At 68.3% G+C, this 22,670-nt stretch carries 18 protein-coding genes; 8 read left to right on the top strand and 10 right to left on the bottom strand.

Features of this window, described 5'->3' with window-relative positions; translation table 11 throughout:
• Positions 1-44 precede the first annotated feature (44 nt).
• Positions 45-4,226: a DNA-directed RNA polymerase subunit beta gene (gene rpoB, locus ACFE71_RS04725; protein ID WP_375427664.1), complete on the bottom strand. Its 4,182-nt coding sequence runs from the start codon at positions 4,224-4,226 to the stop codon at positions 45-47.
• Positions 4,227-4,589: 363 nt separating this feature from the next.
• Here rpoB and ACFE71_RS04720 point away from each other — a divergent pair, with 363 nt between their 5' ends.
• On the top strand, positions 4,590-5,684 hold the full coding sequence (locus ACFE71_RS04720; RefSeq protein ID WP_375427663.1) for a hypothetical protein: 1,095 nt from the start codon (positions 4,590-4,592) through the stop codon (positions 5,682-5,684).
• An 856-nt stretch (positions 5,685-6,540) separates the two neighbouring features.
• On the opposite strand, the gene rplL is transcribed toward ACFE71_RS04720, so the two are convergent.
• Positions 6,541-6,915, bottom strand: coding sequence for a 50S ribosomal protein L7/L12 (gene rplL / locus ACFE71_RS04715; protein WP_375427662.1), 375 nt, complete (start codon positions 6,913-6,915; stop codon positions 6,541-6,543).
• Between the two features lie 48 nt (positions 6,916-6,963).
• A complete protein-coding gene (rplJ, locus tag ACFE71_RS04710; RefSeq protein ID WP_375427661.1) occupies positions 6,964-7,497 on the bottom strand; it encodes a 50S ribosomal protein L10 in 534 nt (177 codons plus the stop codon).
• A gap of 460 nt (positions 7,498-7,957) precedes the next feature.
• Here rplJ and ACFE71_RS04705 point away from each other — a divergent pair, with 460 nt between their 5' ends.
• The 3 genes from ACFE71_RS04705 to ACFE71_RS04695 all read left to right on the top strand — a co-directional run bounded on the left by ACFE71_RS04705 (position 7,958) and on the right by ACFE71_RS04695 (position 12,003).
• Positions 7,958-8,344: a response regulator transcription factor gene (locus tag ACFE71_RS04705; RefSeq protein WP_375427660.1), complete on the top strand. Its 387-nt coding sequence runs from the start codon at positions 7,958-7,960 to the stop codon at positions 8,342-8,344.
• Between the two features lie 155 nt (positions 8,345-8,499).
• Entirely contained in the window at positions 8,500-11,061 is a 2,562-nt protein-coding gene (locus tag ACFE71_RS04700; protein ID WP_375427659.1) for an alkaline phosphatase PhoX, read from the top strand.
• Positions 11,062-11,154: 93 nt separating this feature from the next.
• Positions 11,155-12,003, top strand: coding sequence for an MBL fold metallo-hydrolase (locus ACFE71_RS04695; protein WP_375427658.1), 849 nt, complete (start codon positions 11,155-11,157; stop codon positions 12,001-12,003).
• Positions 12,004-12,007: 4 nt separating this feature from the next.
• On the opposite strand, the gene ACFE71_RS04690 is transcribed toward ACFE71_RS04695, so the two are convergent.
• From ACFE71_RS04690 to rplK, 3 genes are all read right to left on the bottom strand, one after another.
• Complete coding sequence (locus tag ACFE71_RS04690; RefSeq protein WP_375427657.1) at positions 12,008-13,201, bottom strand: FAD-binding domain-containing protein; 1,194 nt, start codon at positions 13,199-13,201, stop codon at positions 12,008-12,010.
• 260 nt (positions 13,202-13,461) lie between these two features.
• Complete coding sequence (rplA, locus tag ACFE71_RS04685) at positions 13,462-14,154, bottom strand: 50S ribosomal protein L1 (protein ID WP_375427656.1); 693 nt, start codon at positions 14,152-14,154, stop codon at positions 13,462-13,464.
• 2 nt (positions 14,155-14,156) lie between these two features.
• Positions 14,157-14,588 carry a 50S ribosomal protein L11 gene (rplK, locus tag ACFE71_RS04680; RefSeq protein WP_375427655.1) on the bottom strand — a complete coding sequence of 144 codons (432 nt, stop codon included), beginning with the start codon at positions 14,586-14,588 and terminating at the stop codon, positions 14,157-14,159.
• A gap of 171 nt (positions 14,589-14,759) precedes the next feature.
• Here rplK and ACFE71_RS04675 point away from each other — a divergent pair, with 171 nt between their 5' ends.
• Entirely contained in the window at positions 14,760-15,254 is a 495-nt protein-coding gene (locus tag ACFE71_RS04675; RefSeq protein ID WP_375427654.1) for a DUF2141 domain-containing protein, read from the top strand.
• Between the two features lie 6 nt (positions 15,255-15,260).
• On the opposite strand, the gene ACFE71_RS04670 is transcribed toward ACFE71_RS04675, so the two are convergent.
• The 4 genes from ACFE71_RS04670 to ACFE71_RS04655 all read right to left on the bottom strand — a co-directional run bounded on the left by ACFE71_RS04670 (position 15,261) and on the right by ACFE71_RS04655 (position 20,067).
• Positions 15,261-16,340, bottom strand: coding sequence for a sugar-transfer associated ATP-grasp domain-containing protein (locus ACFE71_RS04670; protein WP_375427653.1), 1,080 nt, complete (start codon positions 16,338-16,340; stop codon positions 15,261-15,263).
• A gap of 10 nt (positions 16,341-16,350) precedes the next feature.
• Positions 16,351-17,145: an NTP transferase domain-containing protein gene (locus tag ACFE71_RS04665; RefSeq protein ID WP_375427652.1), complete on the bottom strand. Its 795-nt coding sequence runs from the start codon at positions 17,143-17,145 to the stop codon at positions 16,351-16,353.
• A gap of 5 nt (positions 17,146-17,150) precedes the next feature.
• Positions 17,151-18,203 carry a phosphoribosylglycinamide synthetase gene (locus ACFE71_RS04660; protein ID WP_375427651.1) on the bottom strand — a complete coding sequence of 351 codons (1,053 nt, stop codon included), beginning with the start codon at positions 18,201-18,203 and terminating at the stop codon, positions 17,151-17,153.
• A 268-nt stretch (positions 18,204-18,471) separates the two neighbouring features.
• Positions 18,472-20,067 carry an isocitrate lyase gene (locus ACFE71_RS04655; protein ID WP_375427650.1) on the bottom strand — a complete coding sequence of 532 codons (1,596 nt, stop codon included), beginning with the start codon at positions 20,065-20,067 and terminating at the stop codon, positions 18,472-18,474.
• Positions 20,068-20,252: 185 nt separating this feature from the next.
• On the opposite strand from ACFE71_RS04655, the gene ACFE71_RS04650 reads away from it, so the two are divergent.
• The 3 genes from ACFE71_RS04650 to ACFE71_RS04640 form a co-directional block, all read left to right on the top strand.
• On the top strand, positions 20,253-21,272 hold the full coding sequence (locus ACFE71_RS04650; RefSeq protein WP_375427649.1) for a hypothetical protein: 1,020 nt from the start codon (positions 20,253-20,255) through the stop codon (positions 21,270-21,272).
• A gap of 84 nt (positions 21,273-21,356) precedes the next feature.
• Positions 21,357-21,611 (top strand): ribbon-helix-helix domain-containing protein, encoded by a 255-nt coding sequence (locus tag ACFE71_RS04645; RefSeq protein WP_375427648.1) that lies wholly within the window; start codon positions 21,357-21,359, stop codon positions 21,609-21,611.
• A 294-nt stretch (positions 21,612-21,905) separates the two neighbouring features.
• Positions 21,906-22,670, top strand: a 765-nt coding sequence (locus ACFE71_RS04640; RefSeq protein ID WP_375427647.1) for a hypothetical protein, incomplete at its 3' end; no start/stop codon positions are given.

Here is a 22,670-nt window from a genome sequence, read left to right as displayed (position 1 = left end):
CCTCTCCCCGACCCTCTCCCCAAGGGGAGAGGGAGAAGCAAGGACTACTCCGCCGCGATCTGCACGCCGTCGCTGTCGAAGCCTTCTTCCATCGTCTTCAGATCGACGTTCAGGCCGAGCGAGCGCATTTCCTTGACGAGCACGTTGAAGCTCTCCGGAATGCCCGCCTCGAACGTGTCATCGCCCTTGACGATCGCCTCGTACACCTTGGTGCGCCCGACCACGTCGTCCGACTTCACCGTCAGCATCTCCTGGAGCGTGTAGGCCGCGCCGTAGGCCTGGAGCGCCCAGACCTCCATCTCGCCGAAACGCTGCCCGCCGAACTGCGCCTTGCCGCCCAGCGGCTGCTGGGTGACGAGCGAGTAGGGGCCGATTGACCGCGCATGGATCTTGTCGTCCACGAGGTGGTGGAGCTTGAGCATATAAATGATGCCCACCGTCACCTTGCGGTCGAACTGATCGCCCGTGCGCCCGTCGAACAGGTCCGACTGACCCGACGGGTCGAGACCCGCCAGCTCGAGCATGTCGGTCACGTCCTTCTCGACCGCGCCGTCGAACACCGGCGTCCCCATCGGGATGCCCGGCCGCAGGTTCTCGGCCAGCTCGGCGATCTCGTCGCCGCTCCGCGCGTTGATGTCGTCGAGATAATGCTCGCCATAAATGGTCTGGAGCCGCTCCTTGACCGCGTCGGGCATCGCGCCCGGCTTGGCGTCGGGATTGGCCTCGCGCCAATCATCCAGGGCTTCGGCGACCTGCTGGCCCAGACCGCGCGCGGCCCAGCCCAGATGCGTCTCGAAGATCTGGCCGACATTCATCCGCGACGGCACGCCGAGCGGGTTGAGCACCAGATCGACCGGCGTCCCGTCCGCCAGGAACGGCATGTCCTCGGCGGGCAGGATGCGGCTGATCACGCCCTTGTTCCCGTGACGGCCGGCCATCTTGTCGCCCGGCTGCAGCTTGCGCTTCACCGCGACGAACACCTTGACCATCTTGAGCACGCCCGGCGGCAGCTCGTCGCCCCGCTCCAGCTTCTCGCGGCGATCCTGGAACTTGTCGGTAATGACCTTGGCGGCGTCGTCATACTGCACCTTCACCGCTTCCAGGTTCGCCTGGACGGCGTCATCCGCGACCGCGAACTTCCACCATTCGTGCCGGTCGACCGAGTCGAGCAGGTCCTGGTCGATCTCCGCGCCCTTCTTCAAGCCCTTGGGAACGGCGGTGGCGACCTGACCCAGCACCATCTCGCGCAGACGCGACCAGGTCGCGCGGTTGAGGATGGTGCGCTCGTCGTCCGAGTCCTTCTTCAGCCGCTCGATCTCCTCGCGCTCGATCGCCATCGCGCGCTCGTCCTTGTCGATGCCGTGGCGGTTGAACACGCGCACATCGACGATCGTCCCCGAAACGCCCGGCGGCAGCTTGAGCGAGGTGTCACGCACGTCCGACGCCTTCTCGCCGAAGATCGCGCGGAGCAGCTTCTCTTCCGGCGTCATCGGGCTCTCGCCCTTGGGCGTGATCTTGCCGACCAGGATGTCGCCCGGCTCGACCTCGGCTCCGACATAGACGATGCCGGCCTCGTCGAGGTTGCGAAGCGCCTCCTCGCCGACGTTGGGGATATCGCGCGTGATGTCCTCCGGCCCCAGCTTGGTGTCGCGAGCCATCACCTCGAACTCGTCGATATGGATCGACGTGAACACGTCGTCCTTCACGATCCGCTCCGAGATCAGGATCGAGTCCTCATAGTTATACCCGTTCCAAGGCATGAACGCGACGAGCGCATTACGCCCGAGCGCCAGTTCGCCGAACTCGGTCGACGGACCGTCGGCGAGCACGTCGCCCGCCGCCACCGCGTCGCCCACCTTTACCAGCGGACGCTGGTTGATGCAGGTCGACTGGTTCGACCGCTGGAATTTCATCAGCGTGTAGATGTCGACGCCCGACTTGCCCGCATCGACCTCGCCGGTCGCGCGGATGACGATGCGCGCCGCGTCGACCTGGTCGACGATGCCCGCCCGCCGCGCCGAAATCGCCGCCCCGGAGTCGCGCGCCACCGTCTCCTCCATGCCGGTGCCCACGAACGGGGCCTCGGCGCGGACGAGCGGCACCGCTTGGCGCTGCATGTTCGATCCCATCAACGCGCGGTTCGCGTCGTCGTTCTCCAGAAACGGGATCAGCGACGCCGCGACCGACACCAACTGCTTGGGGCTGACGTCCATCAACGTGACGTTGTCGGGCAGCGCGTTCAGGAACTCGCCCGCCTGACGCGACGACACCAGCTCCTCGGTGAACCCGCCCGTGCCGTCCAGATCGGCGGAGGCCTGCGCGATCGTGTGCTTGGCCTCCTCCATCGCCGACAGATAGACGACGTCGTTCGTGACCTTGTGATCGACGACCTTGCGGTACGGTGTTTCGATGAAGCCGTATTTGTTCACGCGGCTGAACGACGCCAGCGAGTTGATCAGGCCGATGTTGGGGCCCTCGGGCGTCTCGATCGGGCAGATGCGGCCATAATGCGTCGGATGGACGTCGCGAACCTCGAAACCCGCCCGTTCGCGCGTTAGGCCGCCCGGCCCGAGCGCCGAGACGCGCCGCTTGTGCGTCACTTCGGACAGCGGGTTGGTCTGGTCCATGAACTGGCTGAGCTGCGACGACCCAAAGAACTCGCGCACCGCGGCGACCGCGGGCTTGGCGTTGATCAGGTCATTGGGCATCACCGTCGACACGTCGACCGAGCTCATCCGCTCCTTGACCGCGCGCTCCATGCGCAGCAGGCCGACGCGGTACTGGTTCTCCAGCAGCTCGCCGACCGACCGGACGCGGCGGTTGCCGAGATTGTCGATGTCGTCGATCTCGCCCTTGCCGTCCTTCAGGCCGACCAACGTCTTGACGACCGCCAGGATGTCCTCGGTACGGAGCGTCGTCACCGTGTCCTCGGCGTCGAGGTCGAGGCGCATGTTGAGCTTGACGCGGCCGACCGCCGACAGGTCATACCGGTCGGGATCGAAGAACAGCCCGGCGAACAGCGCCTCGGCGGTCTCCAGCGTCGGCGGCTCGCCGGGACGCATCACGCGGTAGATGTCGGACAGCGACTGCTCGCGCTCCTCCGCCTTGTCCGCCTTCAACGTGTTGCGGATCCACGGACCCGTCGACACATGGTCGATATCGAGCAGCTCGATCCGCTCGATCCCCGCGCGGTCGAGCTTGTCGAGGTTCTCGGGGGAGATCTCGTCGCCCGCCTCGACATGGATCGCGCCCGTCGACGCGTCGATCAGGTCGTACGCCGAATAACGCCCGAAGATCTCCTCGGTCGGGATCAGCAGCTCGGCTAGCCCGTCCTTGGCGGCCTTGTTGGCGGCGCGTGGGGAAATCTTCTGGCCGGCCGCGAACACGACCTCGCCCGAAGCGCCGTCGACGATGTCGTAGGCGGGCTTCACGCCGCGCCAATTCTCGGCCGCAAACGGGATCTTCCACCCGCCGGTCCCGCGCACGTAGGTGACGCGGTTGTAGAACTCGTTGAGGATCTCCTCCGAGTTCATGCCCAGCGCATAGAACAACGCGGTGACGGGCAGCTTGCGCTTGCGGTCGATGCGGACATTGACGATGTCCTTGGCGTCGAACTCGAAATCGAGCCACGAGCCGCGGTACGGGATCACGCGCGCGGCGAACAGGTACTTGCCCGACGCGTGCGTCTTGCCGCGGTCATGGTCGAACAGGACGCCCGGGCTACGGTGCATCTGCGACACGATAACGCGCTCGGTGCCGTTGATGAAGAAGGTGCCGTTCCCCGTCATGAGCGGCATGTCGCCCATGTACACGTCCTGCTCCTTGATATCGATGACCGACTTGGCCTCGGTATCCGGATCGACCTCGAACGCGGTCAGCCGCAGCGTGACGCGCATCGGCGCGGCGTAGGTGATCCCGCGCTGGCGGCACTCCTCGACGTCGAACTTGGGCTCCTCGAGCACGTAATCGTCGAAATCGAGATAGGCCGTCCCTGCGAAATCCTGGATCGGGAACACCGATCGCAGCGTCTTCTCCAGGCCCGACACATGGCCGATCGACTTGTCCGAGCGCAGGAACTGCTCGTAGCTCTCGCGCTGGACCTCGATCAGGTTCGGCATCTGCACGACTTCGTGGATGTTGCCGAAGATCTTGCGGATGCGCCGCTTGGCCGTTCCGCCATTCTGGTCGCGCCGCGCGGAGCCGCCGTCGATCGCCTTGGTCGCCATGTGGATTATTCGCCTCTGCAGCCGTGATCTCTGCCCGGGAGCCCCCGGGCGGGACGCAGCGACCGACACCGAACGGCCGATCGCACAAGGTGCGTCGGCTTCGGGCGTCGGGAGAACCAAAAACCCCATCCGTACGGCCCGCTGCGCGACGGCGTGCCATTTCTCGGAGATCGTGGTGAGCACTTCAAATAGGACCGGACGCCCGCGCCGTCAACCGAATGGAAAAGATCGGCCAAGGGGGCAGGGTGGTCGGCCATCGACTTGAAAGCACCCGCCGCTATAGACGCCGTCGATCCCGCCCCGCCGCCGGGCCGCGCCCGCCGGCGTCGGCGAACAGGCCATCCAGCCACGGAGCCCATCCCCATGCCACCGATCCGGCGGCGCGTCCTGCTCGCCACCGTCCTGTCCGTCGCCGCGTTCGGACCCGCGTCGCTCGCCGCCCAGACCGCGTCGCAAGGCCCGCCGCAGACACCGCCCGTTTCGATTCCCGGGCTGGAGCGGTTCAGCCTACCGGGCGTCCCGCAGCCGGCCCCCACGCCGAGCCCTACGCCGGTGCCGCCGGTCACCACGCCGACTCCCGCCGCCGTGGCGACGCTGTCACCCGCGGCAGTCGCCACGCCGTCGCCTCGCTCGACGCCGCGACCCACGCCGACACCGACCGCCGCTCCGCCGCCCGAGCCCACCCCGGCTCCCGTCGCCCCGATCGCGCCCGCAGCCGCGCCGACGCCCGAGCCGCTGGCGACACCTGTCCCAGCCGAACCGGCGACCCAGGCCGCCGCCGACGGCGCACCCGCTTGGCCCTGGTGGCTCGGCGGCGGCGCGCTCGCGCTGCTCGGCGGCTGGCTGACGCTACGTCGCCGCCGCGAGGGCCAGCCGGAGGCCCGGTTCGTCGAACCCGCCGAGCAGCCGATCGCCCCCGCCACGCCGCCGCCACCGCCCGCACCCCGCGCGCGCCTCGCCCTCGACCTCCGCCCGACCCGCGCCGGGATCAACCTCCTGAGCGCCACCGTCGATTGCGAGGTCAGCGTCACCAACACCGGCGACGCGCCCGCCGAGGGCATCCGCATCGGCGTCCGCCTCTTCAGCGCCCACGCCGACCAGGACGCCGAACTCGCCGCCTACCAAGCACAGCCCGTCGCCCGCCCCGCCGTGCCGCCCTTCGGGCTCGCCCCCGGCGAGACCCGCACGCTGCGCGCGGTCGCCGCCTTGCCCCACGTCGACATCCGCCCGCTGAGCGCGGCGGGCCGCCCGATGTTCGTCCCCGTAATTGCCCTCAACGCCCTCTACTCCGCCGCCGAGGACCTGGGCGGCCAGACCGCCCGGAGCTTCGCCGTCGGCATCGAACGCGCGGACTCGCCCAAGCTCGCGCCTTTCTGGCTCGACCAGCCGCCACGCACGGTGACGGAGGTGGCGGCGAGAGCGCACGGCGCAGCGATCGAAACGGATCAGCCCCACTGATCCGTCTCGATCACGAGCCCGGCCGGCGGCGCCCAGCGCCGTCCGACAACGCGGCTTTGCAGTGGCAGGGTTGGAGGGATCGGGAAACTTTCGACCTATCGCGAACATTTCGAGCGAGTCGCCAAACAACCGCTACCGTCCATTTCCACGTGAGAATGTCTTGATCAGCCAGAGATGAAGTAGCTGGACAGCAATGAACATGAGTCCAATGCCGACCAATGTCGAAATCACGCTATTCTCCTGCCCTGACCTGGGCCGGAGGTTCGCCGCCAAAACAACATAGATCGTCATGACGCAAACGGCGACCGCTGGTATGAAAGCAAGTGCGAGGGCGCGAGGCGCGGACCAAGTGACCTTCCCGGTTATCCCCCACTGCATCGGAAGACGGTCTACGTCTCGAAGCCGCCTGTTAGCTGCAAGAGAAGACCCGCAGAGCGCCAGGCTAAAGAGAAGTACCACGCTCAGCACATACATAGATGTGTCCTCCATGATATACGGTAGTACCTTAATCCGTCGCACGCTATTAGACCATAACGTGCTATCCATGCGATGCGTTACCCTCGCGTTCGACCAAGACGCATCGGCTTCAGATAACAAGTGCGCGCTTGAGTCGACGTCAAGAGACTCAACGGGAGGCGCCGTCCGTCAGCAATGACCTCCTGTTCGCGTCCCGCCCTCACCGGCGCTGACCATAAAAAAGGGCGCCCCCGTCGCCGGGGCCGCCCTCCTTTCCACCGCACCGGTCACGGGCAAAGCCCGTGACGTCGAACGGCATGGATGCCGTCGGCCGGCTCGGCGGGGGTGCGACTTAGCTTGTGCTAAGCCGTCTCCCCCGCACGGCGGCCTCAAGCGTCGGTCACTTAATTTCGACGGTGGCCCCAGCCGCCTCGAGCTGCGCCTTGAGCTTGGCGGCTTCTTCCTTGTTGACGCCTTCCTTGACCGCCTTGGGGGCGCCCTCGACCAGCGCCTTGGCTTCGGTGAGGCCCAGCGCGGTGATCACGCGGACTTCCTTGATGACATTGATCTTCTTGCCGCCGTCGCCGGTCAGGATCACGTCGAACTCGGTCTGCTCCTCGGCGACCGGAGCGGCCGCGCCGCCGCCCGCCGCCGGGGCCGCGACCGCCGCCGCCGCCGAAACGCCCCACTTCTCCTCGAGCATCTTGGACAGCTCGGCTGCCTGGAGGACGGTGAGCTCGGAGAGCTGGTCGACGAGCGTGTTCAGGTCTGCCATGTGTATTTCCTTCGTTCTACTGAGTTGAAATCAATCAGAGGTGCGCCTTTAGGCGGCCTCTTCCACCTTCTCCGCGTCCTTGTCGGCATAGGCCGACAGCACGCGCGCCAGCTGCGCGGCGGGAGCCTGCGCGATCGTCGCCAGCTTGGTCGCGGGCGCGACCAACAGCCCGATGATCTTCGCGTGCAGCTCGTCAAGCGACGGCAACGTCGCCAGCGCCTGCACCCCGGCCAGATCGAGCGCGGTGGAGCCCATGGCCCCACCCACGATCTCGAACTTGTCGTTCCCCTTGGCGAACTCGACCACCACCTTCGCGGCGGCGACCGGGTCGACCGAGGAAGCGAGCCCGACCGGCCCCGTCAGCATGTCGCCGAGCGAGAGATAGTCGGTGCCGTCCAGCGCGATCCGCGCCAGCTTGTTCTTGGAGACCTTGTAGGTCGCCCCGGCCTCCCGCATCCGGTTGCGCAGCACGGTCGACTGCGCCACCGTCATGCCGAGATTGCGGGTGACGACCACCACGCCGACCTCGGAGAAGCTGCGGTTCAACTCGGCGACGGCCGCGGCCTTTTCCCCACGATCCATGCCATACTCCCAAATTTCCATCGAAGCGGGGCTTCGATGGAGTTCAACGTACCGAACCTCCCGAGAACGGGAGGATACGGTTGCGGACCGGAAAGCGACGACCCGCTTCCCGGGTTGTCCATCGAAGGGGAGGGGGCAGGCGGCCTGAGAGCACGCCGGACGAGGACGGCCGGACCGCTCCCGTTATACCATTCCCCGTCTCGGCGGGCGATTAAGCGACGGTCCACCCGGCGCACCCACTGTCTAGGACGGACCCCGCCCGGCCAACGCCCGCGGAGTGTTGCCCGCGCCCATAGCGGATCGGGCGGTCGGGTCAACCACCAACCGAGCCACCGTCGCGGTCCGTCGATGGGTAGGCGTGCAGGCCCGCGTCCACGTCCCGGTTACCGCGTGGTAACCATCGCTGGGTAAACGGCACTCCGATCGCCCGTGAGTGGGCGATGCAGCTGGAGTTCACCGATTGGCGCGCATCATCCTGGCGGAGGACGACGAGATCGTGGCGGAGCTCGTCCAGGACGTGCTCATGGCCGCCGGCCACGGCGTCGGCGTCCTGCCGACCGGCGTGGAGGCGCTGGCGGTGATCCGGGCACGGATGCCCGACCTCGTCATCCTCGATTGCAACATGCCCGGGATGTCGGGGCTGCTTGTCCTGCGCGAGATGCGGAACACGCCCAAGCTCGCGCGCATCCCCGTGCTGATGCTGACGGGCAGGCGGAGCGAGAAGGACGTGTCGCTCGCCATGTATGACGGCGCGAACGATTACATGAAGAAGCCGTTCGACCCGGATGAACTTGTCTTTCGTGTCGAGGAACTGCTTCCGACCGGCGCGCGTCTCGTGGCGCGGTGACGACCGCAGCCGACCGATGCGGTCCTTCCTGTCACCGTCGCGTCACCGTCCTGTCCCCGTTCCGTCCCCGAAGCGCCACATCGCTGTAGCCTTCATCGCCCAATGGCCGGGTGGAGAGCGCGGCCGGGTGGACGCGGGCGACGGGGAACGGTCACATGGCATTCGGGTTCAAGCTCAGCTCCGCATGGAGCTACGACGACGGCGATATCGAGACGAATCGCTCCGCCAACCCGCATTTGAGCGATCTTGTCGCCCAGCGCTATTCGCGTCGGCAGGCCTTGTTCGGCGGCGTGTCCGCGATCGGTGCGGCGACGCTCCTGGCGGGCTGCGGCGGCGACGATGACGGCCCCGCGCTCAGCGTCTCGGCGGGCGACTCCGTCACGACCTCGGGCGGGCGCATGGTCAACCTGGTGGGCGGCGTGTCGGGCGGCACCGCCACCGCGAGCAGCTGGACCCAGGTCAGCGGCCCGCCGGTCGCGCTCACCCCCGGCGCGACGGGCGACACCGTCGCATTCTCCGCGCCCAACGTCGCGTCGGCGACGCCGCTCGTCTTCCGCTTCTCGGCGGTGAACCAGGCTGGTCCGGCCAATGCCGACACGACCGTCACCGTCAACACCGCCGAGCTGGGATTCGCCGCCGTGGCGAAGAGCCTCGCCGATACGGTCACGGTGCCCACAGGCTATTCGGTCACGGTGCTCTATCGCCTGGGCGACCCGATCAACGCCGCGACGAGCGCCTACGCCAACAACGGTACCGACACGGGCTTCTCGGCGCGCGCGGGCGACCATCACGACGGAATGAGCTACTTCGGCCTGGCGGCGAGCGGGGCCGCCCCCGATCCGGCGAACAGCGCGCGCGGCCTGCTCGTCCTGAACCACGAGAACATCACCCAGCTGATGCTTCACGCGAATGGCCCGACCACCGTGAACGGCGCGCGTCCGGAGGCGGAAGCGTTGAAGGAGATAGAGGCGCACGGCGTCTCGGTCATCGAGGTCAGCCGCGCCGGCGCTTCCGGTGCCTGGTCGTACGCGCAAGGCTCCGCGCTCAATCGCCGCATCACGCCCAACACGGCGATGGACATCTATGGCCCCGCGCGCGGCGACGCGTCGCTCCGCACCGTCTTCTCCCCGACCGGCATCGCGGGCCGCGGCACCATCAACAACTGCGCGAACGGCTATACGCCCTGGAACACCTACCTGACCGCCGAGGAGAACTGGACCGGTTACTTCCGCCGCACCCTCGGCGACGCGGCGGCGCGCGGGGGCCCGACCGCCAAGGTCAACGTCTCGCTCGCGCGCTACGGCCGCTCCGACGCCGCCACGCAGGCAGCCCCGAACGGCCCGCAGGGCAATTACGGCTGGGCCGGCGTCCAGGCCGCGGACCCCGCAAGCACGCTGTTCCGCAAATGGAACATCACGTCGGTCGCCGGCGCGCCCGCCGACGGCACCGGCGACTTCCGCAACGAGATCTTCCAGTATGGCTGGATCGTCGAGATCGATCCGTTCAACCCCGCCTCGACGCCGCGCAAGCGCACCGCGCTCGGCCGCATGAACCACGAGGGCGCCTGGCCCGGCCGCTTCGTCGCGGGCACGCGCCCCGCCTGGTACATGGGCGACGACGCGCAGAACGAGTATATCTACAAATTCGTGTCCACCGCGCCCTGGGTCGCCGCGGACGCGACGGGCACCGATCGCCTAGCACTTGGCGATAAATACCTCGACGCCGGGACGCTCTATGTCGCGCGCTTCGACGCGGACGGGACGGGCGTGTGGCTTCCGCTCGTGTTCGGGCTAGGGCCACTCACCGCCGCCAACGCCGCCTATTCGTTCAGCAGCCAGGCCGACGTGCTGATCAACGCGCGTCTGGCGGGCGACGCGCTCGGCGCGACGCGGATGGACCGGCCGGAATGGACCGCGGTCAACCCGGCCAATGGCGAGATGTACTGCACCCTCACCAACAACTCGTCGCGCACCACCGCCAACACCAACGCGTCCAACCCGCGCGCCTATACCGACCTGAAGCGTCCGACCGGCGATCAGGTCAACGCCGACCCGCCCTCGCCGCCGTCGCGCACCAACGGCAACCCCAACGGCCAGGTGATCCGCCTGCGCGAGACGGGCGACACGACGGAGGCGACCGCCTTCATCTGGGACGTATACGCCTTCGGGTCGGGCGCGGACCTCAACCGCGACAACATCAACTTGTCGGGACTGGACGACACCAACGACTTCTCGTCGCCCGACGGCCTGTGGTTCTCGCGCGCGCAGAATGCGGGCGGGACGATCAATCCGCTGGTCTGGGTCCAGACGGACGACGGGGCCTATACCGACGTTACCAACTGCATGATGCTGCTCGGTCAGCCCGGCCGCGTCGGCGACGGAACGACGCGGACGATCACCAACACGATCACGCCGCTGACCGGTGCCCCCACCACCGGCACCGCCACTGCGCGGGTCGGCGCGGTCCCGGGGACCAAGCTTCGTCGCTTCCTGGTCGGCCCGGTGCAGTGCGAGATCACGGGTATCGACTCGACGCCGGACGGCCGCACGGTCTTCGTCAACATCCAGCATCCGGGCGAAGAGGCCACATCCGTCGCTACGTTGGCGTCCAACTGGCCCGCCAACCAGGGCGGCGCGGCCCCCTCGCCGACGGGCGCGCGGCCACGCTCGGCGACGATCGTGATCACCAAGAACGACGGCGCGGTGGTCGGGCTGTAACCGCCCGCCCAACCTGGGTTAGCCGCTGAACAAGAGGCCTCTTCCGCTCGTTCCTCCCTGGTTGATTCCAGCGGGACGATCAGGAGAGGTCCTTTGCGCATCCATCATCTGAACTGCGCCACCGACTGCCCGCTCGGCGGCGCGATCTTCGACGGTAGGAGCACCGGTCCCCTCGGCGAGATCGTCGGCCACTGCCTGCTGATCGAGACCGACGCGCACGGGCTGGTGCTCGTCGACACCGGCTACGGCCTGAACGACGTCGCCCACCCGCACCGCTCCCCCGAGCGCATCCCCAAATTCTTCCGCGGCCTCCTGAACATCCGCCTGCGCGAGGAGGAGACCGCCGCCCGGCAGATCGAAGCGCTCGGCTTCGCCCGCGAGGACGTGCGCCATATCGTCCTCACCCATCTCGATTTCGACCATGCCGGCGGGATCGACGACTTCCCAGGCGCGCGCGTCCACCTGCTCAAGGCCGAGTACGATCAGGCAACCGGCCCTTGGACGGGCTTCGTCCAGTCGCGCCGCTACCGCCCCGCCCAATGGCAAGGGGCGGACTGGCGTACCTATTCGGCGAGCGGGCAGGGCTGGTTCGGCTTCGATGCGGTCCGCCAACTCGACGGCCTGCCGCCCGAGATCCTGATGGTCCCGCTCCCCGGCCACACCTGGGGTCACGCCGGGGTAGCCATCCGCCAGGACGGGGGCCGCTGGCTCCTCCAGGCGGGCGACGCGTACTTCTATCGCGGCGAGATGCGCGCCGCCCGCCGCCGTTGCACCCCCGGCCTGCGCGCCTACCAGTCGCTGATGGAGACCAACCGAAGCCACCGCCTGCGCAACCAGGAACGCGTCCGACGGCTCTCGGTCGATCACCGAGCCGAGATCCAGGTGATCTGCTCGCACGACCCGGTCGAGCTAGAATGCTGCCGAGCGGGCCGTCCTTTATAGACGCTCAGCGCAGCCCTTCGCGCGCCAGCTTCGGCTCGATCTCCTTCCTGAACGCGAAGAAGCCCTTCTTCGCATGCGGCCAGAACCGCTCGTCCCATGATCGCCGCGTCTGGACGAGCGCGACGCCCGACGCCTCGAGCGTGGCGGCGGTCGGCACCAGCGCATCCGCGACCGGCCCGACGGGCGCATAAGGCGTCACGATCGTCCTCACGCCAGCCTCCGCCGCCGCCCCGCGAAGCGCCTCGGCGTCGAGCGCGTCGAGCATACGGACCGGACAATCGAACCGCGCCCGCACCCGCGCAGCCGTGTCGTCGGCCGTCGCCGCCACGAACGCGCTCGAATTGTCGCCGTCCCCCGGGATGCCCGCCACGACCAGCGCGCCCACGAACGATCGACCATCGAAGGCGGTTTCCGGGCTCATATCCTCGGGCGTGACCAGCAGCAGCGCCGGTTCGTCATGACCAAGGTCCGGCAGGCGGGGCAGGGGCGACGGCCCCGGGACCGGCTCCTCGGTCAACGCCGTCGCCGACGTCGCGAGCCCGGTCGGCGCGAACCGTCCGCCGGTGTGACGCTCGATATTCTCGGTCATCGCCAGATACGTCTTGCCGACGGTCTGCAAGCCAGCGATCCAGCGCCAGGACAGCGTGTTGCTCGCTGGATCGGCGTCGACCAGATGCCGCATGAAGAAGTCCGCCCCGAGCGTCCAGGGCAGCCGCAACGTGAAGATCCAGATCGACGCGAACCACATCCGCGCATGATTATGCAGGTATCCATTCTCGACCAGCTCGCGCGCCCAATCGTCAAAGCCGTCGACGCCCGTCTCCCCCGCCTCGGCGCGTTCCAGCTCGCGCGTCCCCTTGAAGCTCGCGCGCACCGCGTCGCGCTCTTCGAGGTATCGCCGCCAGACCTCCGGGCGCATCTCCAGCCAGCCTTTCCAATAGGTCCGCCACGCCACCTCCTGGATGTACTTCTCCGCCGCAGCGAAGTCGTGCCGCTCGAGCACGGCGGCCACGACCTCGCGCTCGGTGATCAGCCGACGGCGCAGATAGGGTGACAGCCGCGACACGCCGGAGGGGCCGTCCGGCCCGTGATCGGTGTTGCGCCCCTCCGCATAGTCACGCGCGGCGCGCGGCGCGAACGCCGCCAATCTCCCCAGAGCCTCGGCGCGGGTCGGTGGAAACTGGGTGGTGACGGTCATCTGTCGGCCGGAGCTCCTGCACGTTCGGATTGCCTGAACGCGGGAACCACGGTCCGGACCCTTCAAGCGCGCCGAGCCTCACCGGCAAAAACGCGAAAAGGGCCGGGGGTTAGCCCGGCCCTTTCTTCTGCGCCACGCCGGCTTAGGCCCTTACCTCTCAACCTGGCCGTCACCCCGGACTTGATCCGGCGTCCCGCAATTCTTCGACCGCGACGAGACAGCGAGACCCCGGGTCAAGCCCGGGGTGACGAACGGGGGTTTTAACCGCCCGCGACCTCGGCCACATCGACGCGTATGCCCGGGCCCATGCTCGACGACACGGCGATCTTCCTGACATACTTGCCCTTCGCGCCCGACGGCTTCGCGCGCACCACCGCCGCGACCAGCGCGTCGAAGTTCGCGCGCAGGTCCTCGGCCGGGAAGCTCGCCTTGCCGATGCCCGAATGAATGATCCCGGCCTTTTCGACGCGGTACTCGACCTGGCCGCCCTTGGCGTCCTTGACCGCCTGCGCGACGTTCATCGTCACCGTGCCCAGCTTGGGGTTCGGCATCAGGCCCTTGGGACCCAGCACCTTGCCCAGCCGGCCGACGACTCCCATCAGATCGGGCGTCGCGATGCAGCGATCGAAATCGATCGTGCCGCCCTGGATGATCTCCATCAGATCCTCCGCGCCGACCACGTCGGCCCCGGCCTCGCGCGCCTCGTCGGCCTTGGGACCGCGCGCGAACACGCCGACGCGGACCGTCTTGCCCGTGCCCTTGGGCAGCGTGACGACGCCGCGGACCATCTGGTCGGCGTGGCGCGGATCGACGCCCAGGTTCAACGCGACCTCGATCGTCTCGTCGAACTTGGCGGTGGCGTTGGTGCGCGCGAGCGCGATCGCCTCGTCGACGCCGTGAAGCTGCTCGGGGTTCACCGACAGGCTTTTCTGCTTCTTGCTCAGCTTGGGCATGATCAGCCCTCCACCACTTGGAGGCCCATCGCGCGCGCGGAGCCTTCGATGATCTTCGTCGCCGCGTCGATGTCGTTGGCGTTCAGGTCCTTCATCTTGGCCTCCGCCACGCCCTGCAGCTGCGAACGCGTGATGGTGCCCGCCGACGTCTTGCCCGGCTCCTTGGAACCCGACTTCAACCCCAGCGCCTTCTTGATCAGGAACGTCGCGGGCGGCGTCTTGGTCTCGAAGCTGAACGAACGGTCGGCATAGACCGTGATCTTGGTGGGCAGCGGCGTACCCTTGTCGACATCGGTCGTCTGCGCGTTGAACGCTTTGCAGAACTCCATGATGTTCACGCCGCGCTGACCCAGCGCCGGCCCGATCGGCGGCGCGGGCTTCGCCTCGCCCGCCGGAACTTGCAGGTTGATGTAACCCGTTATCTTCTTCGCCATGTCTCTCTATTCCAAGGTTAGTGGTGCGAACGGGCGCGAACCCTCCCACGGCTTTTCCGCAGTCGATAATCTGGGAAGTGCGCGCCGTTAGCCCAAACTGCCCGCTCGCGCAATCGACGGCTTTCGCGGTCGTTCAGCGACGGCTAAAGCGCGACCGCTAGGACGCCCATCATGCTTTCGATCATTCCACACCTTTTCACGGCCGCGCTCGCCTTGCCGCTCGCGCTCGCCCCGGCCGGAGCGGCGCAGCTCGGCGACAGGGGCTGCGACGGCGCGGGCCGACCTGCCGTGCTGGTCACCGTCACCGGCTTGAAGCCGGGTGGGGGCAGCCTGCGTGTCCAGGCCTACGGACCCGACCCGGCGACGTTCCTTCAGAAAGGCCGATGGGTCCGCCGCATCGATGTTCCGATCACCGGGCGCGCGGCCGAGGTGTGCCTGGCGCTGCCCCGCGCGGGCCGGTTCGCGGTGGCTGTCCGCCACGACGCGAACGCCAACCGCAAGTCCGACTGGAACGACGGCGGCGGCTTCTCGCGCAACCCGAAGGTGACGCTGTTCCGTTTGAGGCCGTCGTTCGAGGCGGTGGTCATCACCGTGCCACAAGGGACCGTGCGATCGGACATCGTCATGAACTACCGGCGCGGGCTGTCGATCGGTCCGATCGGCTAAGGGCCGTCAGCCCGGCCGCCGGTCCCAATGCATGACGCGCGCGGCCGCCCAACGCTCGGGCGGTGCGCGGTGCAGGTGATGACGGTACAGCTCGCCGAGGCGGGTTCGGTCGACCCCGGCCTCGCCGACCAGCTGCGGGATGACGGTGCCCGGATTCCAGTTCCCCTCGATCAGCACGGGACCGCCCGGCGCCAGGCCCACGTCCCAGCCGACCACGGTCCACCCGTCGCCCAGCGTCCGGTGCGCCCGAAGCGCCAGCGCCGTCGCTTCCGCCAGCCCGGGCACCGGCCGCCCCGTGAACGCCCTCCCCGTCGTCGGATGTACCTGGACGACCACCGCCGCGTCGCCCCGGCGGTGCAGCGCGCGCCCGCATCGGCCCGACCCGTCGACCGCGACCGCCAGGTTGCCCGCATTGAAATTGTCCACCGGCCGCGGCCCGCCCGCCGACAGCCGCAGCACGATGCCGCACTCCTCCGGCCCGCCCGCCTCGTTCCGGCAAGTCATCACCCTGAGCGTTGGCAGCGCGCCGGGCGACAGGTCGGCGAGCATGGGATGTGGGACCAGCCGCTCCTGGATCACCGAGCCCCGCCGTGCCGCTTGCCCCAGCGTCGTGGTGACGTCGCCCGGCCGCCATCCGTCCGGGCCGCGCGCGAACGCCTCGATGCCCTGGCCCTTGGAGCTGTAGTTGCGCTTCAGGATCACCGCATCGAGGTCCGTCAGCCAATCGTCGATCGAACCCGCATCCGCGTCGAACGTGGCGGGGATGGGCAGGTCATGCTGCGCGGCGTGCCGTGCGAACAGCAGCTTGTTCTTGAGCGGATTGGCGCGGAGCGGGAACGCCGCCGGGTTGAGGATGCGGTGCAGACCCTTCCGCTCGGCCATGCTCAACCCGGCCTCGCGCACCGCCGGTGCGAGAAAACTGAGTTCCGCTTTCGACCAACCGACGCCCAGCCCACACCGCGCCAGCAGGGCGGCAAGCCTGCGCTCGGGCCGCCCCCATCGCGCGCGGAGCGTTCCCCGATATAGTTGAAGCAACGCGTTCGTCGCGTCGGCATCGGCGGGCGGCAGCGCGCGCAGCGTCAGCAATGGACAGCCTTCACCGCGCCGCCAGCAGCTGCTCCGCCACCCGTAGCGTGCGTGGATTGTCGACATCGATCGCGGCCGCGCCGTCCGCGATCACCACCGGCATCATGCGAAGGCCGAACCGGCGAGAGAAGCGTCCGAACGCGGCGGCGAGCGTACCGATGCCGAACCGGAAACGCAGGAGGTTCAGGACGCCGAACGCCCCGACGATGCGGAGCGGATGTTTGGCGAACTGCCCGCCCGACCGGAACGTCTCCGCCGCCGCGAGCGCGCCGTCGTTCCCCAACCAATACAGATTGCAGTTGGAATAGCTGCCGCATCGGAAACGATAGAAGCGCCGCTGCCCGTCGGGGTGCGCCGCCAGCACGGCGTCCCGCGTCGCGAACCCGACCGCCACTTCCGCCCGCCCAGCCCGCGCCGCGCGTCCGAACTCGGCCACGATCGCCGGGGTCAGCAGGACGTTGTCGGCGGTGGTGATCAGCAGCGGAAACCCGCTCACGTCGGCCGCCGCCGCGACGCTATCGACCAGGTTGGGCCGTGCGGGAACGATCACGATCCGCCCCTCGTCGCGCCAAGCCACGATCTCCGGCACGGCATCCAGCACGGCCGGGTCGTCGATCGATATGTAGATGCGCGTCACGTCGGGCGCGGCGACCAGTGTGGCCAGCGGATGGAGCAGCATCGCCCGCCCGCCCACCTCGACCAGGCATTTATGCGTGACCCCCGCATCGGCGGCGAGCGGATCGACCGCGCCGCCGCGCTTGCCGGCCAGCACCAGCGCCGCGCCCCCAAGCGGGTGCGCACCCATCGCCGTCACGCGGCCAGCACCAGCGCATCGGCGCGCACCCCCTGGCGGGCCAGGCTATGCGCGACGATCGTCTCCACCAGGCTCGCATGATCGATCCCGATCGACGCGGCTGAGCGCGAGATCGTCTTTTTCGACCACAGATTGCACGACAGGTTGGCTTCCATGAACAGCGCGTCGCCCGTCGCCGGATCGTATCGATATTCGAACCGGCCGTAATCGAACGGCCAAAGCTCGGCGACCAGCGTCCGCGTCATCGCCCCCAGTCGCGCGAGCAGCGCCGGATCCTCGACGAGGACGAGCGGATCGTCCCCGCCCTCGACCAGTCCGCGCTTCTCCTCGTAGGACCGCAAGATGCGCGGATCGTCGGGCAGGTAGGTCATCGGCGGCAACAGCCAGGGCAGCCCGTCGCGGTCGCCGATCACCGGCACCGCGACATCGACCAGCGGCGTCCACCGCTCGACCAGCACATCGTGGCCTTGCGCGGCCAGCGCATCGGCATGATCCTGCGCCGCCCGCCAATCGTCGACCACCGCTATGCCCCACGAGGCGGAGGACGCGTTGGGCTTCACCACCCAGCGCCCGTCGGAGCGGTCGCGACCGCACCCGCTCGTCTCGGGCGGCGAGGGCAGGGGGCCCGTACCGCGCCGGGCCGCGACCCAGTCGGCGGTCGGCACGCTCCGCGCCCGCGCGACGAGCTTCAGCAGGTGCTTGTCGTCCGACAGCCCGCGCAGGATCGGACTGGCTCCCAGATACGGTACGCTCTGCTCGGTCAGCAGCAGAGGGGCGAGCATCTCGCTATGTTCGAAACCCGCGCGGTTCAGCAGCGGGATCGCGAAATCCACCTCCGGCCGCCGCAGCTCGGCGAACCGATCCGCCGGCATCACATCCAGCCCGATCCCCTCCAGCGTCGTGCGCAATTCGTGATGATAGACCGCATGGTTTCCGTCCACCGCGTCCGCCGCGCCGGACGCCCGCGCATGCTTGGCCAGCAGCATCACGCGCAGGTCGCGCTTCAGCGCGGGCGGGATGCGTCCGCAACGGGGATGGGGCGTGTTCATTGCCCGATGTTAGTCCGCCCGCGATACGGGCCGGTGACGGTTTCCGGTCGGGGGCGTTACAGCGGGGCAGGCCTGCCCCGACGGAAAACACCCGCCGGACGGAGCCGACGGGTGTTCCTTTTCCTCCCCAGGAAAACTGGTGGGCCGGGTGCGCCGCGGCGAAGCCGCAAGCCTGCCCCCGCGTAGGCGGGGGGTCGGACGGGGCTTGCGGCCCCGCCGGCCGGGCCGGATGCAGGTGACGGTCGCAGCTTTGCTGCGACCTGGCGCGTCAGGCGGCGAACTGATTCATCGTGTTATGCGCGCCGCCCGCCTTCAGCGCGGCCTCCCCGGCGAAATACTCCTTGTGGTCGTCGCCCAGGTCCGAACCCGACATGTTCTGGTGCTTCACGCAGGCGATCCCCTCGCGGATCTCCTTGCGCTGCACACCCTTGACGTACCCCAGCATCCCCGCATCGCCGAAATACTCCTTGGCCAGATTGTCGGTCGACAAAGCGGCCGTGTGATAGGTCGGGAGCGTGATCAGGTGATGGAAGATCCCCGCCCGCGCCGCCGCGTCGCGCTGGAACGTCCGGATCCGCTCGTCCGCCTCGTCGCCCAGCTCGGTTCCGTCATAATCCACCGACATCAACCGCGCCCGGTCGTACGCCGCCACGTCGCGCCCCGCCTCCGCCCAGGCGTCGAACACCTGCTGCCTGAAATTGAGCGTCCAGTTGAACGAGGGCGAGTTGTTATACACCAGCTTCGCGTTCGGAACGACCTCGCGGATGCGGTCGACCATCCCCGCGATCTGTTCGATATGCGGCTTCTCCGTCTCGATCCACAACAGGTCCGCGCCGTTCTGGAGCGACGTGATGCAGTCGAGCACGCACCGGTCCTCCCCCGACCCCGCCCGGAACTGGTACAGGTTCGACGGCAACCGCTTGGGCCGCATCAGCTTGCCGCCCCGGTTGATCACCACGTCGCCGTTGATCCCGCCCAGGTCCGTCACCTCCTCGCAATCGAGGAACGCGTTATACTGGTCGCCCAGATCGCCCGGCTCCTTCGAGAACGCGATCTGCTTGGTCAGCCCCGCGCCCAGCGAGTCGGTGCGCGTGACGATGATCCCGTCCTCCACCCCCAGCTCGAGGAACGCGTAGCGGCAGGCCCGTACCTTCTGCAGGAAATCCTCGTGCGGGACCGTGACCTTGCCGTCCTGGTGCCCGCACTGCTTCTCGTCGGACACCTGGTTCTCGATCTGGAGCGCGCACGCCCCCGCCTCGATCATCTTGCGCGCCAGCAGGTACGTCGCCTCCGCATTGCCGAAACCCGCATCGATGTCCGCGATCACCGGCACCACATGCGTCTGGTGCGCGTCGACTGCGTTGAGCAGCCGCCGCTCCTCCACCTGGTCCCCCGCCGCCCGCGCCGCGTCGACGTCGCGGAACAGCATCCCCAGCTCGCGCGCGTCCGCCTGCCGCAAAAAGGTGTACAGCTCCTCGATCAGCGCCGGCACGCTCGTCTTCTCATGCATCGACTGGTCGGGAAGCGGCCCGAACTCCGACCGGAGCGCCGCCACCATCCAGCCCGACAGATATAGGTACCGCCGCTCGGTCGACCCGAAATGCTTCTTGATCGAGATCATCTTCTGCTGCGCTATGAAGCCGTGCCAGCACCCCAGCGACTGGGTGTAGTCCGCCGGGTTCGCGTCGTACGCCGCCATGTCGCGCCTCATGATCCCCGCCGTGTAGCGCGCGATGTCGAGCCCAGTCCGGAACCGGTTCTGCGCCCGCATCCGCGCCACCGCCTCGGGATCGATCCCGTCCCAGGTGCCGCCCTGCGCGCCGATCAGCTTTGCGGTCTGCGCGATATGATCCTGATAGGGCACGGCGGAATTCCTTTACGGGGGAGATTGCAACGATCCATACACGCCCGCACCCCCGTCCAAAGCGAAATGCGACCTAGCTCGTGGTACGGGAGTGTGGCCGGAACGATCAAACCCTGTGTCGTTGTAAATATCACACAATCGGCAATACGCTTGCAATGTTGGATTCCGCTCGGAACAAACAGCGAATGACCATTCCGCCGCTCACCCGCGCCCAGTTGCTCGAGAATGCCGCCTTCCTGCGCGAGCTTCGCCGCACGGGCAATGCCCTCGCCGCCGCCGACAAGATCGGCGTCCACCGCGTCACCCTGACCCGTCGCCGTGCCAGGCACCCCGGCTTCGCCGCCGCCTGGGACGCCGCGCTCGCCTTCGCCCATGCCCGGATCGAGGGCGAGCCCCGGGCCACCCGCACCCCGTCCGGCCGCCTTCAATTCCGTCGTCGGCAACCGAGCGCGATCACCCCCGCCGTCGAGCAGCGCTTTCTCCTCGCCCTCTCCGCCACCGCCAACATCCGCCTGTCGGCCAAGGCGGCGGGCTTCTCCCCGGCGGTGTTCCACGTCCGCCGCCACCGCGACGCCGGCTTCGACCGGCAATGGCACGCCGCGCTCGCGAGGGGATACGACCGCGTCGAGGCCGCGCTCCTCGAAAGCGGCCTGGCCCACGAGGCCGACCGCGACGCCTGGTCGCGCAACGAGCCCCCCGCGCTCCCGCCCATGACGACGGCCCAAGCGCTCCAGCTCCTCTACCTCCACCAAAAGGAGGCGCGCCTCCTGGCCGAGCCCGCCCACGTCAAGCGCCGCCGCGGCGAGTCGCCCGAGGCGCACTCATACCGCCTGTCCGCCATGTACGAGGCTCGCCTGGAGCGCGACCGCGAAGCCTTCCGCCGCGCCGAAGCCGCCCGCGAGGCGAAGGGCGAGGCGCGCTACCTGCCCGTGGAGGTGATCGGGCTGCCGGACCTGGCGGCGGTGACGGGTTGGTCGAAGGCCAAGCCGGCGACGATGCCGCACGCGGGTAGCGAAGCTAATCGCGAGACGGCGCCCGCCCGCCCGGCGGGTCGCGCAGCGAACCCGTCCGACGACGCGGGATTTACTCCCGCGTCCGGGGGGAGCGAACACGGGCCGATCCACCATCCCGAACGGGCGCTGTTCGGCGGCTGGCGGATCGAGGACTTGGAGAAGCGGCGGCGAAACCGGGGCGGGGGCAAGTAGCGGCCCGACCACCCGCGATTGCGGCGCTCCCGCCCAAAAGCTATATCGTGTTTGACTTCGACACCCAAAAGGGTCCCGACGACCATGGCCGAGCTCGCCCGCTGGAGCCTGAATGTCTCCCGCGAGACCGACGCCGACCTCCGTGCGCTGCTCTCTGAGCGCGGACGGCGGCGGGGCGATCTGTCGCGCTTCGTCGAGCAGGCGGTCGCCCGCGAGATGATGCTGGAGACGTTGGCGCAAGTTCACGCGCGGAACGCGGCGGTAGATCCCGCCGAGCTGATTGACCTGATCGACTCGGAGCTGGTGGAGTACAGGCGCGAACGGCGCGTCGCTGTCTGAGCCCCGCGCCGCCCGCTCGTACATATCCCGTCACCCCGGACTTGATCCGGGGTCCCGCTTCCCCGCCGCGAAAGCATGGATCACGAACGGTACTGCGCGGAAGCACGCGTCGTCCGAGCGGTGCGCTTCGGGCCAGCGATAATCGTCCGACCTGCTGGCATGATTAAAGCGTGACCGGAGAACAAGCGGGACCCCGGGATCAAGTCCGGGGTGACGAAGGAGGAGCGGCGCGCACCTCCCTTGCTCCTCACGGCGTCGATGCTACCCCTCTCGTCGAACGGAACGGGTGCATCCTTGAGTAAGCAGCTTATCAACGAATATCGCGCGGAGCTCGATCGCCTGCGCACCGTGTCCGGCTCCAGGCGGGAGGGGGTGTTGAGCGAAGCGTTCAAGGACCTGCTGAAACGCTGGGGCAGGAGCCGTGACCTCATCTTCAACGCGCAGCACGAGATCACCACGACGCTCGGCACCCGGATCTACCCCGACGGAGCGCTGCTCCACGCGCTCAGGGTGCCGTTCGGCTATTGGGAGGCGAAGGACGAGGACGACGACCTCGACCGCGAGATCGAGGCCAAGTTCCGCAAGGGCTACCCGCGCGACAACATCATCTTCTCCGACGACCGCACCGCCGTCCTCGTCCAGGGCGGCCACGAGGCCATGCGCGTGGCGATGGAGGACGTCGACGCGCTCGACCGGCTGCTGACCCGCTTCTTCGCGCACGAACGCGCGGAGATCGCCGACTTCAACAAGGCGGTGAAGCAGTTCGCGCTCGATCTGCCGCACGTGCTGGAGGAGCTGCGCCGCCTGATCGCGGAGAAGCAGGCGGCGTCGCGCGACTTCGCCGCCGCGCTGAAAGCGTTCCTCGACCACGCCCGCGACGCGATCAATCCAGCCGTGTCGGAGGACGACGTGCGCGAGATGCTGATCCAGCACGTGCTGACGGAGGACATCTTCGCCAAGGTGTTCGACAATCCCGACTTCCACCGCCAGAACAACGTCGCCGCCGAGCTGTATAAGTTGGAGGGCGTGCTGTTCGGCTACGGCGAGAAGCAGCGGCTA

The organism is uncultured Sphingomonas sp. (assembly GCF_964237155.1).
In the GTDB taxonomy this organism is placed as follows: Bacteria; Pseudomonadota; Alphaproteobacteria; order Sphingomonadales; family Sphingomonadaceae; genus Sphingomonas.
The sequence above is the reverse complement of the archived record's forward strand: the minus strand, read 5'-3'. Positions and strand labels throughout refer to the sequence as shown.

What these genes read in the sequence shown, in the direction of transcription:
- rpoB (WP_375427664.1), bottom strand. Translation starts at nt 4,226, where the DNA reads ATGGCGACCAAGGCGATCGACGGCGGCTCCGCGCGGCGCGACCAGAAT.
- ACFE71_RS04720 (WP_375427663.1), top strand. Translation starts at nt 4,590, where the DNA reads ATGCCACCGATCCGGCGGCGCGTCCTGCTCGCCACCGTCCTGTCCGTC.
- rplL (WP_375427662.1), bottom strand. Translation starts at nt 6,915, where the DNA reads ATGGCAGACCTGAACACGCTCGTCGACCAGCTCTCCGAGCTCACCGTC.
- rplJ (WP_375427661.1), bottom strand. Translation starts at nt 7,497, where the DNA reads ATGGATCGTGGGGAAAAGGCCGCGGCCGTCGCCGAGTTGAACCGCAGC.
- ACFE71_RS04700 (WP_375427659.1), top strand. Translation starts at nt 8,500, where the DNA reads ATGGCATTCGGGTTCAAGCTCAGCTCCGCATGGAGCTACGACGACGGC.
- ACFE71_RS04690 (WP_375427657.1), bottom strand. Translation starts at nt 13,201, where the DNA reads ATGACCGTCACCACCCAGTTTCCACCGACCCGCGCCGAGGCTCTGGGG.
- rplA (WP_375427656.1), bottom strand. Translation starts at nt 14,154, where the DNA reads ATGCCCAAGCTGAGCAAGAAGCAGAAAAGCCTGTCGGTGAACCCCGAG.
- rplK (WP_375427655.1), bottom strand. Translation starts at nt 14,588, where the DNA reads ATGGCGAAGAAGATAACGGGTTACATCAACCTGCAAGTTCCGGCGGGC.
- ACFE71_RS04675 (WP_375427654.1), top strand. Translation starts at nt 14,760, where the DNA reads ATGCTTTCGATCATTCCACACCTTTTCACGGCCGCGCTCGCCTTGCCG.
- ACFE71_RS04665 (WP_375427652.1), bottom strand. Translation starts at nt 17,145, where the DNA reads ATGGGTGCGCACCCGCTTGGGGGCGCGGCGCTGGTGCTGGCCGGCAAG.
- ACFE71_RS04660 (WP_375427651.1), bottom strand. Translation starts at nt 18,203, where the DNA reads ATGAACACGCCCCATCCCCGTTGCGGACGCATCCCGCCCGCGCTGAAG.
- ACFE71_RS04650 (WP_375427649.1), top strand. Translation starts at nt 20,253, where the DNA reads ATGACCATTCCGCCGCTCACCCGCGCCCAGTTGCTCGAGAATGCCGCC.
- ACFE71_RS04645 (WP_375427648.1), top strand. Translation starts at nt 21,357, where the DNA reads ATGGCCGAGCTCGCCCGCTGGAGCCTGAATGTCTCCCGCGAGACCGAC.